Origin of the sequence: Candidatus Cybelea sp. (assembly GCA_036489315.1) — a bacterium.
GTDB lineage: Bacteria > Vulcanimicrobiota > Vulcanimicrobiia > Vulcanimicrobiales > Vulcanimicrobiaceae > Cybelea.
In genome coordinates this window covers 111,871-128,091 of record DASXFZ010000047.1, presented here as the reverse complement: position 1 = coordinate 128,091, position 16,221 = coordinate 111,871, and the positions used below count along the sequence as shown (strand labels likewise).

At 64.6% G+C, this 16,221-nt stretch carries 18 protein-coding genes; 9 read left to right on the top strand and 9 right to left on the bottom strand.

Annotated elements, in window-relative coordinates; all coding sequences use genetic code 11:
• Positions 1-75 precede the first annotated feature (75 nt).
• The 4 genes from VGG51_10785 to VGG51_10770 are packed head-to-tail and all read left to right on the top strand — an operon-like array spanning position 76 to position 2,764.
• Positions 76-555, top strand: coding sequence for an NUDIX hydrolase (locus VGG51_10785; GenBank protein HEY1883513.1), 480 nt, complete (start codon positions 76-78; stop codon positions 553-555).
• 34 nt (positions 556-589) lie between these two features.
• The gene (locus VGG51_10780) at positions 590-1,318 is read left to right on the top strand and encodes a segregation/condensation protein A (protein HEY1883512.1); all 729 of its coding nucleotides are present in this window, start codon (positions 590-592) and stop codon (positions 1,316-1,318) included.
• The gene (gene scpB / locus VGG51_10775) at positions 1,315-1,872 is read left to right on the top strand and encodes an SMC-Scp complex subunit ScpB (protein ID HEY1883511.1); all 558 of its coding nucleotides are present in this window, start codon (positions 1,315-1,317) and stop codon (positions 1,870-1,872) included. The genes VGG51_10780 and scpB overlap by 4 nt, the downstream gene beginning before the upstream one ends.
• Before the next feature lie 31 nt (positions 1,873-1,903).
• Positions 1,904-2,764 (top strand): deoxyribonuclease IV, encoded by an 861-nt coding sequence (locus tag VGG51_10770; protein HEY1883510.1) that lies wholly within the window; start codon positions 1,904-1,906, stop codon positions 2,762-2,764.
• Here the strand turns inward: VGG51_10770 and VGG51_10765 are convergent.
• Together VGG51_10765 and VGG51_10760 are read right to left on the bottom strand one after the other, a co-directional pair.
• Complete coding sequence (locus VGG51_10765) at positions 2,761-4,239, bottom strand: BTAD domain-containing putative transcriptional regulator (GenBank protein HEY1883509.1); 1,479 nt, start codon at positions 4,237-4,239, stop codon at positions 2,761-2,763. The genes VGG51_10770 and VGG51_10765 overlap by 4 nt on opposite strands.
• Before the next feature lie 188 nt (positions 4,240-4,427).
• On the bottom strand, positions 4,428-4,565 hold the full coding sequence (locus VGG51_10760) for a hypothetical protein (protein ID HEY1883508.1): 138 nt from the start codon (positions 4,563-4,565) through the stop codon (positions 4,428-4,430).
• Positions 4,566-4,722: 157 nt separating this feature from the next.
• Between VGG51_10760 and VGG51_10755 the strand changes: the two genes are divergently transcribed.
• The gene (locus VGG51_10755; protein ID HEY1883507.1) at positions 4,723-5,220 is read left to right on the top strand and encodes a CGNR zinc finger domain-containing protein; all 498 of its coding nucleotides are present in this window, start codon (positions 4,723-4,725) and stop codon (positions 5,218-5,220) included.
• Positions 5,217-6,278: a DNA polymerase IV gene (gene dinB, locus VGG51_10750; protein HEY1883506.1), complete on the top strand. Its 1,062-nt coding sequence runs from the start codon at positions 5,217-5,219 to the stop codon at positions 6,276-6,278. Before VGG51_10755 ends, dinB begins: the two co-directional genes overlap by 4 nt.
• A 9-nt stretch (positions 6,279-6,287) precedes the next feature.
• Here dinB and VGG51_10745 read toward each other — a convergent pair whose 3' ends face one another.
• Positions 6,288-6,773 (bottom strand): hypothetical protein, encoded by a 486-nt coding sequence (locus tag VGG51_10745; GenBank protein ID HEY1883505.1) that lies wholly within the window; start codon positions 6,771-6,773, stop codon positions 6,288-6,290.
• A gap of 195 nt (positions 6,774-6,968) precedes the next feature.
• Between VGG51_10745 and VGG51_10740 the strand changes: the two genes are divergently transcribed.
• Positions 6,969-7,523 carry a hypothetical protein gene (locus tag VGG51_10740; protein ID HEY1883504.1) on the top strand — a complete coding sequence of 185 codons (555 nt, stop codon included), beginning with the start codon at positions 6,969-6,971 and terminating at the stop codon, positions 7,521-7,523.
• 78 nt (positions 7,524-7,601) lie between these two features.
• On the opposite strand, the gene VGG51_10735 is transcribed toward VGG51_10740, so the two are convergent.
• Positions 7,602-8,276 carry a hypothetical protein gene (locus VGG51_10735; GenBank protein HEY1883503.1) on the bottom strand — a complete coding sequence of 225 codons (675 nt, stop codon included), beginning with the start codon at positions 8,274-8,276 and terminating at the stop codon, positions 7,602-7,604.
• 145 nt (positions 8,277-8,421) lie between these two features.
• On the opposite strand from VGG51_10735, the gene VGG51_10730 reads away from it, so the two are divergent.
• Positions 8,422-9,273, top strand: a complete 852-nt coding sequence (locus VGG51_10730) for a helix-turn-helix domain-containing protein (protein HEY1883502.1) — start codon at positions 8,422-8,424, stop codon at positions 9,271-9,273.
• A gap of 13 nt (positions 9,274-9,286) precedes the next feature.
• Here the strand turns inward: VGG51_10730 and VGG51_10725 are convergent, their stop codons facing one another.
• From VGG51_10725 to VGG51_10705, 5 genes are all read right to left on the bottom strand, one after another.
• Positions 9,287-11,005 carry a DUF885 domain-containing protein gene (locus VGG51_10725; GenBank protein HEY1883501.1) on the bottom strand — a complete coding sequence of 573 codons (1,719 nt, stop codon included), beginning with the start codon at positions 11,003-11,005 and terminating at the stop codon, positions 9,287-9,289.
• Position 11,006: 1 nt separating this feature from the next.
• Positions 11,007-11,201: a hypothetical protein gene (locus VGG51_10720; GenBank protein ID HEY1883500.1), complete on the bottom strand. Its 195-nt coding sequence runs from the start codon at positions 11,199-11,201 to the stop codon at positions 11,007-11,009.
• Positions 11,202-11,288: 87 nt separating this feature from the next.
• Positions 11,289-12,248, bottom strand: coding sequence for a GNAT family N-acetyltransferase (locus tag VGG51_10715; GenBank protein ID HEY1883499.1), 960 nt, complete (start codon positions 12,246-12,248; stop codon positions 11,289-11,291).
• Positions 12,249-12,252: 4 nt separating this feature from the next.
• Complete coding sequence (locus tag VGG51_10710) at positions 12,253-14,322, bottom strand: 3'-5' exonuclease (GenBank protein ID HEY1883498.1); 2,070 nt, start codon at positions 14,320-14,322, stop codon at positions 12,253-12,255.
• Positions 14,319-15,527 carry a PD-(D/E)XK nuclease family protein gene (locus VGG51_10705; protein ID HEY1883497.1) on the bottom strand — a complete coding sequence of 403 codons (1,209 nt, stop codon included), beginning with the start codon at positions 15,525-15,527 and terminating at the stop codon, positions 14,319-14,321. The genes VGG51_10710 and VGG51_10705 overlap by 4 nt, the downstream gene beginning before the upstream one ends.
• Before the next feature lie 119 nt (positions 15,528-15,646).
• On the opposite strand from VGG51_10705, the gene VGG51_10700 reads away from it, so the two are divergent.
• A complete protein-coding gene (locus VGG51_10700) occupies positions 15,647-16,213 on the top strand; it encodes a UbiX family flavin prenyltransferase (GenBank protein ID HEY1883496.1) in 567 nt (188 codons plus the stop codon).
• Positions 16,214-16,221: the final 8 nt, after the last annotated feature.

Sequence of the window (16,221 nt, the reverse complement as noted above, 5' to 3'; positions counted from 1 at the left end):
AGGGCGCGAAGCCTAATAATGGAGTAACCAAGGGGGGCTGGAACCGGCCCCCTTCCCTGTCCAAAAGTGGAGCGTATGCGGATCAAATACGAGGTGTCGGCGGGCGGATTGCTGCTGCGCCGGCGCGATTCGACCTACGACGCGCTACTGATCGGGCGCGGCGCACCGCCGCGCGTTTGGACGTTGCCCAAAGGTCATGTCGAAGCTCGTGAGACGACCGAACAAGCGGCTCTGCGCGAAGTGCGCGAAGAGACGGGCTGCTGGGGCGAGATCATCACGCGCCTCTCCGAGATCGCGTACTGGTTTTACGTCGGCAAGGCCAAGCACCGCAAGGCGGTCACGTTCTTTTTGATGCGCTACCGAACAGGCGATCCGGCCAATCACGATCACGAGGTGGACGACGCCCGCTGGTTCGACGTCGCGCAGGCTCGCAAGACCCTGAAATACATCAACGAAAAACGCCTCGTGGATCTTGCGCTCGAGTATCTGGCCGAAAACCCCGGCGCTTTCGGCGAGCCGGCGATCGAAGAAGAAGCCCGCTCCCTGTCATCCTAACCATGCCGTTGTCAACCTGAGCCCGTCGAAGGAAATGTCCTCTCCGGCTTTTACCGTCCGCCTCGAGCAGTTCGACGGGCCGCTCGATCTGCTGCTGACGCTGATCAAAGAAAACCAGCTCGACGTTGCGACCGTGCCGTTGGCCAGCATGGCCGAACAGTATCTTTCGTTCGTGCGAATGATGGAGGCGGGCGACCTGGAGGTCGCCGCGGAGTATCTCGTCATTGCCGCCACGTTGATCTTTTTGAAATCGAAGGCGCTGCTGCCGCCGATTCCGCAAGAGTTCGTCGACGAGACCGCCGAGACGCCCGAACAGGTCGAAGAGCACCTGCGGCGCCGTCTGATCGCCTACTCGAAGTATCGCGAGTTCGGCGAGCAGCTTCGCGAGTACCAGAACGAAGCGGCCGCCCACTATTACCGCGAGCCGGGCGACCCGGCCGGCGATCTCGTGCAACGCTACGACATCAACCCCGACCGGCTCAATCGGGCCTTTCTCGCGATGCTTTCGCAGGCGCGCCCCGAGAAGCGTTCGATCGCGCGCGAACGAATCTCGCTCATCGCCTCTATGGACTACATCGTCAAACGCATCAAGGAGCAGGGCGAGGTGCGCTTTTCCCAGCTGTGCGAGGAGCTGGGCATGACGCGCGACGTGATCGTCGTGACGTTCCTCGCGATCCTCGAGCTGATCCGCCGCCGCCGAATCTTATTCGAACAAGATGGCGCGTTCGACGACATCCGCCTCTTCGCTAGGGCCGCCGCGTGACGAGCTCGGATCTGCAGCGGCAGATCGAGGCACTGCTCTTCGTTGCGAGCGAAGCGCTTTCGATCCCGCAGCTCGCCAAGCTCCTGGGCGCCGAAGGATCGGAGGTCGCGGCTGCCCTGCAGCAGATCGAGGCCGATTACGGCAACCGCGGCATCGTCGTGCGCGAAGTTGCCGGCGGATACCGCTTCGCGACCTCGCCGATGGCGCGCGAAGTCGTCGAAGCCTATCTCTTGCCGCCGAAGTCGACACTCTCGACGCCGGCAATGGAGGCGCTGGCGATCGTCGCGCACGTTCAGCCGGTGACGCGCGGAGAGATCGAAGCGATTCGCGGGGTCAACTCCGACAGCGTCGTAAGCACGCTGCTCGATCGCGGGTTCATCGCCGAGGCCGGCCGTAAAGACGTCGTTGGGCGTCCGATGCAGTACAAGACGACGCCGTTCTTTCTCGAGTCTTTCGGGTTGCGTTCGCTCGACGATCTGCCCGAGCTCGAGCTCGAGCCGGGGCAGCCGCTCGAGTTCAACCTCGGCTCCGCACCCGACCTCGTATCGCCCTGAGCTTGTCGAAGGCCCTCGAAGGGCACTGAGAATGCGCGTCGGCATGCACGTCCACATCGCGACGGGATACGTGAAGGCGGTCGAGCACGCGAAGGCGCTCGGCGCGAGCGCGATGCAAGTCTTCTCGTCGAACCCGCGCACCTATCGCACGAGCACGATCGACGTCGAGGCACTCGACGCGTTCGCCCAGCTACGCCGCGAGAACGGCCTCGATCCGTGCGCGATCCACACGCCGTACCTCATCAATCTCGCGAGCCCGGATCCGAAGATCTCGCAAGGTTCCCTGCGGCTGCTGCAGCACGATCTGGAAGTTGCCGCGCGCGGCGGGATGCGTTTCGTCAACACGCATCTCGGATCGTACGGCAGTCGCGATCGGCGGGAAGGCTTTTCGGCGATCTGCCGCGCGCTCGAAACGGCGCTCGCGACGATCGAGCCGGGCGTCTATCTCGTGTTGGAGAACTCCGCCGGCGCGGGCAGCCTCGCGGGCGGGACGCTCGACGAGCTCGGCGGGTTCGTGAAGACGATCGGCCATCGGCAGCTCGGCGTCTGCCTCGATACGGCGCATGCTTGGGCCTCCGGCTACGAGATCGACTCGAAGGCGGGCGTCGACCGTTTTATCGAGGAGGCCGAGAGCAAGATCGGCATCGACCGGCTTCTGATGTTCCATTTCAACGATACGCAAGTGCCGCTGGGCGCGAGCCGCGACCGCCACTATCACATCGGCGAAGGGAATATCGGCTTCGAGGGTTTTCGCGCGCTGCTCGCCCACCCGGAGCTTCGCGAGAAGACGGCGATCCTCGAGACGCCTGGCGACGATAGCGACGACCTGCGCAACATGCAAACGATCCGCGTCATGCTCAAGGGGATCGAAGCTTCTGCCGAGGTTTCCTAAGCGGCGGCGAACTCGTACGCTTTCGCTTCGCCGATTTCAGCGAGCCGGCGGCCGATCTCGGCAAAGCGCTGCTTTAGCTCCGCATCGAGCGGAGCGACCCACGCTTCGCGCACGTCGGCGATGAGCAGATCGCCGCGGTGGACCGCGATGGCGTTGCGATAGTGCGAGGCGGCGGAACGCAGTTGCCCGCGGGCGTACTGGTCGTCGCCGTCGGCCGCGTGAGCGGCAAAACGCTTGACGTCGACGATGACGTTTTCGAGATCGAGCGAGATCTCGTCGCGGACGCGGAAGTAGGCGTCTAGCTGATCGAAGCCGACGATCTTGGCGATCGCTTTGCGAATGTTGGAGCAGGCCGTGCGCAAGCTCTTGCCGGCCAAGTCGCTCGGTGCGTCCGGCCAAAAGACGGCGGCGACCTGCGCGCGCGCGGCCCGGCCGTTGGGCTGGAGCGCGAGGTATTTAAAGACTTGCCGGTCGCGGCGGCGGATCCACTCGATCGGGCGCCCGTCGACGGTTGCCTCAAACCAGCCGAGCAGACTGACCTGCAGCGGCTTGGCGGCGCGGGTAACGGAGTAGCGGCTGTACAGGCGGCTCTGCGAAAGGGCGCGCAGCGGCCGAAAACCGTCGGCCGTGTGGATGACGAAGAGCCCCTGCTCCTCGAGCAGCTGGAGGTCTTCGGAGTGCTCGAGATGCGAGCCGTTGACGATTTTGAGCAGCAGATCGGCCTCGCGTTCGGCCACGTTCGTACGCGTCCAGGCGACGAACTCGTTGAACAGATGGCCGTGGCGGGCGCGCCAGTTTTCGAAGGCTTGCGCGAGACTGCAGTTATCCTCGGAGGCTTTGCGCACGGCTCCGCTGACGACTTGCGGCCAGCCGTCGGTCACGTCGAGCAGTCGCGCGACTCCGGCGTGCGTGAACGGCACGCCGCAGGTCTCGGCAACGTGGCGAATCTCCGCCGCGTCGAACGCCAGACGCTCTGCATCGCAGAGCACAGCCGTGCCCTCGTCGACGAAGCGCCGTACTTGAAAGGCGACGCGCGAGCGGCAGGCAATCAGCAGCCCAACTTCGTCGGGAAGCTGCTGCATCAGCATAAGGATCGCTGCGACGCCGTCTTCGCTGGGTACATCTTTGCAATCCAGCGCGATCTCCAGCGGCGCGCGCAGGGCGAGAGCGCGAAAGACGTCGACGTGCGAGCGGCACTCGCGCTCGCTCCCGAGCGCGTGTCCCACGTAACTCCAGACCGCGCCGCCGTCGGCGCCGGCCGGAAGCGCGCAGTAGACGGCATTGCTCGCGCAGTGGCGCAGATAGCCGAGCAGCGCGACCGTCTTACCGAAGCCTGGTGGTGCGACCAAGAAGCGAATGGGGACGTTTCTGAAGCGGGCGAGCCACTCTTCCAGGGCTCGGCGCCTGACGATCGACGGTCCAAGGCGGGGCAATCCAAATTCACAGGCCGTCAGACCCATGTTGCGGTGATCCACTATATTCCTTACCTCGCGTTATGCTGCGAAGTCGGGCGAGATGCTGAGTAGATCGCGCCGAATGCCTCAACCCGACGCTTCCTTAGGGCCGGGCGGGGAACCGACCCTGGTTCGTCGCGCTGAACTATACCATGCGGCCGTTCGAGTCGTCAAACGGCCGCATGGACGAAGGCAGAGCGAGCGAGCTGCTAGGAGACTCGCAGGTGGGGCAAGCGCAGGTTCGATTCCAGGAAGAGCATCGAATCGGCCCGGCCTACTTTCAGGCGCAGATCGATGTCGCTGACATCGGAAACGAGCGGGGCGTTGCGAACGGGATCGCGGAACATTTCTTTTTTAACCTCTTGACGAAATGGTAACCTTCAATCATTATATGGTGGTGACAGTAACTTGTCAACAAGTTTTGACGGTGATTATGCTCCGGTGATGCCCGCCCAACCCCCATCGGATCGCGCCCCCGGAACGCTCGACCTAATCAGGCGTTTCGTGAACACGGTCGAGCTCCCCAATGGCCCCGACGAGCTTGGCTCGCTCGAGGGAGCGCGCGGCTGGTGTCTGAGCTACGGCCTGCCGCCGGTCACGAACCAGGCCCACCTCGAGCTGCTGCTCGCCTTCCGGGAAACGCTGCGCGATCTGCTCTTTGCCAACAACGGGGAAGGGGACGCCGCCGCCGCCTGGAGGGAGCTGAACCCATTCATGGCCAGCACGCGCTTGAGCCTGGCAGTCGATCCTCAGCACGGCCTCGAGCTCTTGCCCGCACACGAAGAAGATAAAGGTCCGATCGCCTCGCTCTTGGCGGTCGTCTACGAGGCGCAGGTCCGCGAGACGTGGTCGCGCCTGCGCGCCTGCCGAAAACAAAGCTGTCGCTTCGCCTACTACGATCACACGAAGAACGGATCGCGCGCCTGGTGCAGCATGGCCACCTGCGGCAATCGAGCGAAGGCCCAGCGCCGCCGCGAGCGCGCGCGCAGCCAGAGCGCATGAACGGGCCGCAACGCTCCTTTATCGCGCACTTCGATATCGATGCGTTCTACGCGAGCGTTGCGATCCGCGACGATCCTTCGCTGCGCGGAAAACCCGTCGCGATCGCCGGTTCGAGCCGCCGCGCCGTCGTGCTGACGGCGTCGTACGAGGCGCGCCCGTTCGGCGTGCGCTCGGCGATGCCGCTCTATAGAGCGCGCATAGCCTGCCCGGATCTGGTCGTCGTCCGTCCGGAGATGCAAAAGTATCGCGGGGTCTCGCGCGAAGTCTTCGAGATCTTTCGCGAAGCCGGGCGCGAGGTCGAGGGACTTTCGATGGACGAGGCGTTCGTCGCCGTCGGCGTGACGACGCTCGACGGAGCGCGTGAGTTTGCGGCAACGATTCGCCGGCGCGTCCGCGAAACGACCGGGCTCACGGTGAGCGCCGGGGTTGGAACGGCAAAGATGATTGCGAAGATCGCCTCGGACTCGTGCAAGCCCGACGGCCTGCTCGCGGTTGCGCCGGGAGAAGAAGCGGCGTTTCTCGCACCAATGCCGGTTGGCCGTCTCTGGGGAATCGGCCCGAAAACGCAGGCCCGCCTGAGCGTTTACGGCATCGCAACGATCGGGCAGATCGCGGCGCTCGACGACGCGCGCCTGCACGAACTATTTGGCTCCTGGTGGCGCGAGGTACGCGATCTGGCGCGTGGAATCGACCCGCGCCGCGTCGAGCCGGAGCGCGAAACGAAGTCAATCTCTACCGAAGAGACCTTCGAATACGACGTCCGCGACGAGAGCCGCTTGATCGAGCTGCTGCGCGAACAGGCGAAGGAGCTCGCCGAGAAGTTACGCCTCGACGATTGCAGCGCGCGCACGGTCGCCATTAAGGTGAAGCACGGCGACTTCACGATCGTCGGGCGTCAAACGCATCTGGCGGAGCCTACCCGCGACGCACGCCGGATCTTTCGGGCCGCGGTTCACTGCCTGCGCCGCGCCGCCCTCGAGGGGACGCCGGTGCGCCTGCTGGGAACGCGCGTCGCCTCGCTTACGCCAGGCGACGCCGTTCAAACGAGCCTTTTCTGAATTACGCGATCACGCGCGCGTGCACGATCCTTTGAAGTTGGCCTTCGTGCTCATCAGTGTTGGATAGCTCTCGAAATCGAACTGGTTTTGGCTCGTGCGCGTCACGATCGTGTGCTCGAGTTTGCCGGTCGAGTTTTGCGTGTCAGCCCAGTGCTCGGTCTTGCCCGACATCGCTCCCATGCTGCTGACCGACCAATCCGCCTGATTGCCGAGCCACGTCTCGACGTACCGGTGCGTCTTTGCATCGTAGGTCGTCGCAGCGCTGGCGCGATAGGCCGACTTCAACTTGCCCTGAGGGGGCACGTTGACCGTCTCCGTCATGAGGCCGTTTTCCAAGGTGTACACCGCCATCGCTTTCTGCGGCGCCTCGCCCGCGTTGCCGACCGTGCACGACCAGGAGCCCGTGTAGTACTGCATCGCCTCCATCGGCGTCTGCGCGCCGGCCGGAGCGCTCAACATCATCGCCAGGACGGCGAATCCCAAAACCTGCTTCATCTGAGTCCCTCCCTTTCCGAGGGAGAAGCCTTCGGCGGGAGCGACCATCCGCCATCTTGCCGCGCACCGGCTACCCCCTCCGATCGATCTGCCCTGCGGCTTAGTGGCCTGAGGTCTCAAGGTAGCGTCCGCCTGCCGTTGAAATCTCCCGGACCCCCGCGGTGCGCGGGAAGCTCTTGGAAAGGCACAGTCGAAATGAAGCACCCCGCCTCGCTAGTTTTCGGCGCCGTCGCGCTCGCCGTTTCGTTCGTGTTCGTGCCGGCGGTCGCGCCGGCGCAGCCGGCTCCCACGTTCACCCCGGTGCCTGCGGCAAAAACCGATTTTTCTTCGATGATGTTCCTAACGGGAACCTGGAACTGCACGCAGATGCTGCGCGGCAAATCGCGTCCGGATACCAACACGACGACGATCGGCCTCGACGGCTCCTGGATGATCTCGCAAGACACGGCGCCTCCGTTCGACCAGTATCGCACGTATACGATCACGGCCACGAACTATATGACGTACGATCCCACGATCAAGCAGTGGGTTGTCACCGGCATCGATAGCACCGGCGGGTACTTCACGCAATCCTCGCCGGGCTGGAACGGCAACGCGATGACCCTGACCGGGAAAGGACTCGACGGCAGCACCGTTACCGACGTGATAACCAAGGTAAGCGAGACGGAGACCTCCGACGCCAATACCGTAGTCGATTCGACCGGTAAATCGACGCCGGCCACCATCACCTGCAAGAAGTCCGGCAGCTAACACCGCGTAGCGAAATGAAGAAGGGTCCCCGCCTTCTCTGGCGGAGACCCTTCGCGTTTTGAGATCGGCGAGCGCGTTTTAGAGCGCGCGCTGCCCCACGACGCGGCCGACAGCCGGCGCCGTGTCGGCGCCGTTACCCCACACGCCGTTGAAGCTGTTGTTGTCGTCATTGAACCAGAACGAGAACCAGCCGGAGCCGTTCGGTCCGGTCCAGGTCGCTCTTACTTTGTCCTTCGTGCGGAACTTGCCGTTGAGCAGAATCGGGCCGGCATGGCAGACCACCGAGGGCCCCGATTGGCTGCACTTCATCGTTCCGATGAACGCGTCCGGACCGCCCGCGCCCTTTACGTGCCACGAACCTGCGGCTGTGACGGGCGACGGCGGCAGCACCTTATTTCCGACGAACGAGCCGTTGGCGGCGCGGCCGTTGTAGCCCCAGGTTCCGTTAAAGCTGTGGCCGTTGGGACTAACATAAACCGTCAGCCAGCCGGCTCCGCTCGGACCATGCCACTTGCCGTTGATCTGCGAGTCGTTGACGAACGATCCGGTAAAACCGTTTCCGTTCTTGGCGTTGTTGCCGACGATACCGGTCCCAGACTGCTGCAGCGTAACGGTTGTGGTCGAGTTTCCGTTAAGACCGGTTTGTTGGACCTGCCAGGTTCCGGTAACGCTCGGCGGGCTTGCCAAGCCCGTCGCGATGGAGGTCGCGGCGACGGCAACGCCGCAGACGAGCGAAATAACGAGACGTTTCATTCTTTTAGCCTCCTCTGAGTAACTGTAGTACACGAGATTGAGAAACTATTGCACCTATTCGCCTTCACAATCCCTTCTCGGTGCTTCAGGAACGCTTCAGAAGAAACGCCTATTCTAGCGGTATCCGCATGAAGGCGTGGCATCAGTGACCAGCGGTCCATTCGTCGAGCGGCGTCTGCTCGAACGCGGCCCGATTCGCGTTGCCCACCGCCTCTACGCCGGTGCCTGCCGGGGCGAGGTATCCGTTCCGCTGGGAAACGTGCTGCTCGGCATTTCCGGCTCCGGAGGCGCAAAGATCTGCTGGAACGGCCTGGAGGTCCGGCCAAACGATCTCGTGATGACGCAGGGTTACGTGGCGACCTATGCGGCCGCGCCGGCGCGCTTCTTCACGCTAACACTCGATCTGCCGGAACTGCGGCGACGATATCCGCAGGCGTCCGGGATGCTGGCGCGGTTGGAACAGGCCTCGGGACATCCGACGCTCTGGCGCGGAACCACGCACGTGCGGCGGCTACGCTCGTTTTTGCGCGAACTGCTTTCGATGCACGTTGCGGCGCGGGGATCCACCGGGACGCCTTTGGAGTGCCGGCTCTTTCCGCTCGTGGAGGCCATTGTCGGTGGTAAAGCGGAGGCGCTAACGCCGTCGCACGCGCTCAGCCGCCGAATCAAAGCAGTGCTCGAATGCCAGGCGTATATGTTCTCGCGGCGCGGCGAAGCGGTGACGCTGCAAGATCTGAGCAACATTTCGGGTCTGCGGCCGCGCTCGCTGATCAACGCCTTTGCGGCAGTAACCTCAATGAGCCCGATGGCGTTCTTGCGCGCGCTGCGCTTGATGCGGGTTCGCGAAACACTTCTGGATGCGGGTTCGCGCAGCCGCGTCATCGACGTTGCGACCGAGTGGGGATTCTGGCACATGGGGCATTTTACGGCGGCTTACCGCACGGCGTTCGGCGAAACGCCGTCGGAGACGCTCCGCCGCGCCTCAGGCGTCAGGTAATATTCGCTTTCTCCTAAAGGGCCTTTCCGTCGTCGCTGTCGCCCAAGATGAAGGGGCGCAGCAGCGGCAGCGGCGGATCTCCGCGCGAGAGCAGCTCGTCGTGGAACTTCTCCAGCGTATAGGCGCTGCCGAGCTTCTTTTTGTAGTCGCTTCGCAGCTTGAGGATCATGAGTTTTCCGAGCGTGTAGTAGCCGTACATCGGATCCTGCGTACCGCGTAAGGACTCTTCGACGGCAACCTGGTGCGTCTGGAAGCAGCGATCGGTAAAGAGCTGCTCGGCCTGCGTGAGGCTCATCGCAGCCGTGTGCAGTTTGACGCCCACGACGTAGCGGCATTCCCGCAGGAGCGCTTCGTCGAGCTGCGCGAGCCGCACGCGAGGATCGCCGTTGCCCCAACCCCGGTCGACCATCATCTGTTCGCTGTAATGCGCCCAGCCTTCGGCAAACTCCGAGCTCACCGAGAGCTTGCGGGTGAGGCTGAGGTCGAGGCCGCGGTCGATAGAGAAGTTGGTGAAATGGCCCGGATAGACTTCGTGGGCCGAGATGATCGGAAACTCGAAGTCGTTGAACTGCGCGAGAAACTCTTCTTTCTGTTTCGCCGACCACGTTGGGTCGACCGGCGTCACGTAATAGTAGGCCTGCGTGGCGACGGTCTCGAGCGGTCCCGGCGAATCTTCAGCCGCGCTGGTCGTCGCGCGCTCGAACGGCGGCGTCTCGATTACCTTGATGTTTGCGTTGGCCGGCAGCGTGACGATCTGCTTGGCCTCGATGAAGGCGCGAAGTTTTAGGAGATCGTTCTGCGCGGTGGAAAGCAACGCGCCGGGCGCCGGGTGAACCTTCGTAATCGAGAGATAGACCTGCAGCGGCGTGGCGTGCGGGTTGATCTTGCGCGCCGTCGCAACGAACTGCGCCCGGGTCTGTTCGAGTGCGTGCCGGCCGACGGAGAGGTACCGATCGAGCGGCATCGAGACGGCGTCTTCATAGAGCAAGCGCTTGCGATACGCGTCGGCGCCGATCGCAAAGGTGCCGCTGGGCTTGATCGTCTTGATCCAGCGCGCGTAGGCCGCCATCGCGGTTGCGGCGGCGGCGTTAGCCCGTTTCAGCTCGGACTGCAGAGTCGCGTCGTGGACTTCGGCGAACGCCTGCGGCACCGAGGTCTTGAAGAAATCGACGGAGCCCTGCGCGTCTTCGGCGGCAATCTGCTGGGTGATCGCGTCGACGGTCGTAACGTTCTTCTCGCCGTCTTTGAGCATCGCCGGAATCAACCGTTCTCGCGCAACGGCAAACCCGAGGCGTTTTTCCAGCGGCGCGTAATCCTTGCTCATTACCGTAAAGACGGCGGCGCTGGCGGATTGCGTATAGACATCGGGATTGTGTCGCCACTGCGCGAGCGTCTCGTTGAGGAGAAGGTCGTCGCGCAGCGTGTACTCGAGCAGCGTCGCGTCGACGGCGACGCTGGGCGAAAGCGTGGCGCGGTCGATCGTTGCGAGCTTGCCGAGGTAGGTGCGATCGTTCTCGAGCTGCGTGCCGATGCCCGCGGCGGAGAAATCGCCGATCTGATCATCGTAATCGTGAACGCCGACGGCGGTGGCGTCGATCGGGCTCAGGCGGAACGAACCGTCATAATACGCTTTGGCGAGCGATTCGTATTGGGCGTCGGCGTTGCCCGCGCTCTGCGCCGTGGGGGCTGCGCCGATCAGCAGGGCGATAAGCGTGGCCGTGATGATGCGCAAACTACACGATATCCTCCGGTTGACCGTGGTGTTCGTCCCACTGGTCGTCTCGATTGGGGTTGATGCTTCCCTCTCCGTATTTTTCCCGTTCGCGGCGTACCGCCTCGGCGGGGTCGCTCGGGCGCTGCGACTCGGGAATTACATCGGGTGAAATGTCCTCGTCCATCTCTTTGCCTCCATTACGTTGGTCGGCCATAGGTTCGCGTGAAAAGAACCCCGCGTCCTTCGGCGCTTGGAGCGGAACGAACTTCAGAAGCTGCTCGCTTAAGGGTCGCCGTTGTGCTCAGATGTGATCGGTTGCCCAGCAGAACTCCGCGCCTCTGCGCGCCAGCGCGCGCTCGAGCAGCTCGCGGCCCTCTTGCCGAAGCGGCGCGATCATGAAGATCGAGCGCGTTCGCTTGCGCGGGGCACCGCTCGGCAGCAGGTCGCGAAAGTCGCCGGGCGGCAGCCAGCCGGTAATCCTCTGCAGATCGCCCGCAGCCGCGCGCAGCAGGGAGGGGATCAGCGCGGCGGAGGCCTCGTCGGCGAAACCGTATTCCTCCAGAATATACGCGTCTTTCTCGGGTGCGCGCGCGCCAAGCACGTAGGCGCGCACGCCCCGCGGCCGCCGCAGCACGAGATTGAACGCCTGGCCGGCGGCAAGCTCCGAGCCATGACGCATCCGCATCCCAATCCAGCCCCACGCGCTCTGACCGCGCGTGAAGCCCGCCGGCCGCCCGGCCTCGCAGGCCGCGAAGACGCGGCGCACGCCGCTCCAATCGTCGCCGCGCAACGGCGCCGGGTGGATGCGTCGAACCGGCAGCAAGTCCGCGCGCAGCGTCCATTCGCGCGACGGCAGCGCGCGGAACCCGAACGTCGCGTAGAACTCCGGGCGAATATCCGAAAAAAGGTAGGCTAGATCGTAGCCCGCGTCACGCGCGCGGTCCAGCTCGGCCGCCATCATCACGCTGGCGTAGCCACGCCCGCGAAACTGTTCGGGCGTATAGACGGCACCGAAGCCGATTGCGCGCAGGCGCCGGTCGCCGTCGTGCAGCTCGCGCTCGTAGCGCTTGAACGACGCGAGCAGCGTCTTACCATCGTAGAGTCCGAGCGTGCGATAGTGGCGACGCCCATACGCACCGCGCGCGATCTCGAGCGTTTGGTCGACGTAGAGCTCGAAGTCGCGCCGTCCGGCCCAGAGCGGAAAGGTCAGCGGCAGGACGTCGCGCGCGTAGTGCTCGGGCGAAATCTCTTTGAGACGCACGCCGTCAGCGCAGCTCTTCGAGCAGCTCGGGCGCGGTGATCCCGCGCGTCGGCGTACCCCACGCGGTGACCAGTGCGCTCTGGCGCGCGCGGCGCATCGCGTAGTGCAGCGCCCGGCGCTCCCGTTCGTTGTATCGCTGCACGGCCTTCGTGCGAAACATGTAGTAAGTGAACTTAGCGGTCCGCGATGCCTGAGCCTCACCCGCGTTCTCTTTAGGAATCATGCCAAGCCGCGGACTGAAGAGAAAGGCTTCCGGAGCATACCAGAGCGGAAACGAGCCGGGACGAACGTTGCCCACCACGACGTGGTCGAATTCCAGACCTTGCGCCGCTTCGACGCTGAGCATCTGCACGAAGCCTCGCCCCGCTCCGCGCGGATCGGCGGCTTCGCAGCTCTCGAGGTCGCTTTCCATTCGCTGCTGCGCGTAGGCCAGGATCTCGGCTACGCGTGCCTCGGGATGCTCCGCGGTAAACTCACGCAGTCGCTCGAGGAGGCGCTGCAGCAGCATCGCTTGGCTTCGAGCCCGCGCCGATCCCGGATCGCCCTCGCGCGCGAGCGCGTCGCGCCAGACGGCGCGCGCGAACACTTCGAAGTGTTGCGATTCCATGATTTCGAGCCAGCCTTCGCGCAGCCGGCGAAAACGCTGGACGCGAGTCAGCGCGTCCTCGGAGAGCGCCGCGTCCTGTTCGCCACGAATAACGTTCCACCCCAAGCGCAGATCGCGCTTGGGGTTCCAGCGGCTCGTGCGCGTCGTGGGAGCGGGCTCGTCGTCGAAGGCAAAGAGCGGACGCTGCGGATCGCTGGGCTCCGCGCAAAGAAGCTGCAGCGACGCATCGCAAAGACCCAGCGCCGGCCCTTCGAGCGTCCGCAGCAGCCACTCATGGCGAAACGGATCGTGGACGTTCCACAGCGGCGCGAGCGCGTCGAGCGCGCGCCGGTCGGTAAAGAGGTTGACGTCGCCTGAGATCAGCACCGGAATGTTGCGATCGAGCAGCGCGGCTTCGTACTGCTCGACGGTGCGCACGGAACGAAAGATCACCGCGATCCGCTCGGGGCTGACGCCCTCTCCGATCCACGCCGCGACACGATCGGCGATGAAGGAAGCCTCCTCGCCGGCGGACGGCGGACGGTGCAGCTCGACGCGCGGAGAACGCCTCAGTTCCTGCAGCTTCACGCGCGAAGCGCCGAGCGCGAAGACTGCTTGCGGCTGCGTGCGGCGCACCGTCGATACCGAGGGGGCCGGGTCGCCGCAGAGCGTTACCCCGGCCAGCCTTTCCCCGAAGATCGCGCGCAAGAGCGCCAGATCGGCTTCGGTGAGCTCCTGCGCGTCGTCGACGAAGGCGAACCGGCAGCGTTCTCGCAGCCGCTGGGCCAACGCTGCGTCTTCACGCAGCATCGCGGCCGCCGCGGCAACGGCGTCGCGCCCCGTCATCCGTCCGGAGGCTGCAACCAGACGCTGGTAGTCTTCGTAGAGACGGGCGAGAATTTTAGCGAGATCGATCTCGCGGCGATACTGGCGCGCGAGCTCTGCCGCTGCCACGTCGAGCGAATCGTGGTAGGTGTTCTTGGTCGCGATCAGCAGCGAGGGATCGGCGAAGTTCGGTGGATTTGCGTAAAACTCGGTCGCCCCGGTGAGCGCGGCGGCCAGGAACGAAGCCGGGCTGGTGTCGGCGTCGCCGAGCCGCCGAATCAAGCGAAAGGCCGAGCGCAGGAAGCGCGACGGCGAACGCAGCCCCGGAACCTCGGGATCGAGCCGATCGGCCGCAAACTCTTCCCACTGGAGCTCGAAGAGCGGCTCGCAGGCCTGCGTGAAGAGCAGCTCCGCTTCGACGTCGTCGACGAGTGCGATCTCGCGACCGCTCGCGCGCAGCAGCTCGGCCGCATACTCGCCCAGCGCGCGCGGCGCGGAAACTATCAGCGGCTGCGCGCCGGGGTGAAGCGCACGCACGCGCTCGCGCCGCTGCGCGAGCGCAGTGCTTTTGCCGGTACCCGCGGCGCCTACGATCGCGAAACAGGCGTCGAGCGGCCCTTCGACGGCGGCGCGCTGCTCTTGCGTTAGGTCGAGCGCGATCAACTTCCGAAACGCGCGGCTTCAGGAAACGGCTTTTTCGTACACGCCGTTGCGTAGCAGCAGAAGGTGCACGGCGACGGGGTCGGCGCGGTGTTGAAGTGAGCGACCTTTCCCGACGAGAGGTGGCCGCTCAGTTCGATCATCTTTGCCTTCGAGCGCTCGAGTTCGTCGAGACGGATCGTCTTGCCGACCTCCACGACGATCGGTTTGACGTCCAGGAGCGCGTCTTTGAGCGGGATCAGCATCAGCTTGGCGACGCGGTCGCCCGCGGCCGTGCGCGCCCAATAGTAGAAAGGAAGCTGAAAATCCTCGAAGCGGCGCACCTTTTCCGCGTACTCCGCGGGGCTCGTAGCGATGCTGCCCGTCTTGTAATCGACGACGCCGATGGCGCCGGAGCGATCGTCGCGATCCAAGCGATCGATGAACCCGACGAAGGGCCGCCCCTCGAGCTCGAGACTCGCCGGAACCTCACGCCCGAGCACCTCGAAGGGTGCCTGCGCCTCCTCGGCCAGCAGCCACTCGATGTACCGCAGCGCCGTTCGCTGCGCCCGGCGGACCGCAAGCTCGAACTCGACGCGCGTTCCGAAATCGGTGCGGTTGCGCTCGAACGCCCACGCAACGTAGTCGCGCATTCGCCGGCGCATCGCCGAGCGTTCCGTGGCGCGCGGGCGCGCAAACTCGCCGTGAAAATCTTCGAGCGCGAGGTGAAAGGCGGTGCCGTAGGCGGAAGCAGATGAACCTTCATCTTCGACAGCCGCGCACGCGTAGCGATAAAACCACTTGCGCGCGCACTCCGCGTACGCGTTGAGTGCCGAGGCGCTGAAGTGCTTCTGCCACCCCGCAACGCCGCAAGCTGGTTCCGGCACAACCGCCTCGGCTAGCTCAAACTCCCTATCAGTGTCACCCTGAGCTCCGCCATCTGTGTCACCCGCAGCCGTGTCGAAGGGCTTGTCGAAGGGTGTTTGCGAAGCGCGCATCTCAAACGCCTCGGCGACCGCCGTTCGTAACGTCGCAGAGTCCAGATCGTCGGGCAGCGCGCGGACCCGCCGCGCGCGCGACGCAAAACGCAGGACACCGTCCCGTTCGGGTGCGGGCAGTGCGAGGGCACCGCGGTCGATCGCGTCGAGCAGGTTTCCCGTCCGTGAGGCCAGCGTCGCGTAGGCGGCGCCGATATCGTGCGGCACGCCCGAGCACGTCGAGCGAATCATCCGCAGGAGGAGTGCCTCTTCGCCGGTCCGATGCCAGCGCTCGGCATCGTCAATGAACACTTTGCTGAAGTTACAGTTCCCACCAGGCGCCCCTGCATGCGACGTATAACGGCCTTCCGATGCGGCGGATCATTGTCGGCATCAGCGGAGCGAGCGGCAGTCTTTATGGCTACATGGTGCTGCAGGCGCTGCGTTCGATCGGCGGCATCGAGACGCACCTCGTGCTGACCGCCGCGGCTCGCCGAACGATCGAACTCGAAACCGAGATGAACGGCGAAGACTTCGACGCCCTTGCCGACGTCGTGCACCGCGACGACGACCTCGCCGCCGCAATCTCGAGCGGTTCGTTCCTCACCGACGGCATGCTCGTGATCCCGTGCTCGATGAAGAGCGCGAGCGCGATCGCCTATTCGATGAACGCTAACCTGCTCGTCCGCGCTGCGGACGTCTGTTTAAAAGAAAAACGCAGGCTGGTGCTGGTGATTCGCGAGACGCCGCTGCACCTCGGGCACCTCCGCACGCTCGCCCAGCTGGCGGAGATCGGCGCCGTGATCCTCCCGCCGATTCCGGCGATGTATGCCAATCCGCAGAGCGTGGACGATATCATCGCCCACACCGTCGGCAAGGCGCTCGACCAGTTCGGCATCGCCAACGAGCTCTTTAAGCGCTGGCGAACGCCGATCTAGGCGGGCTG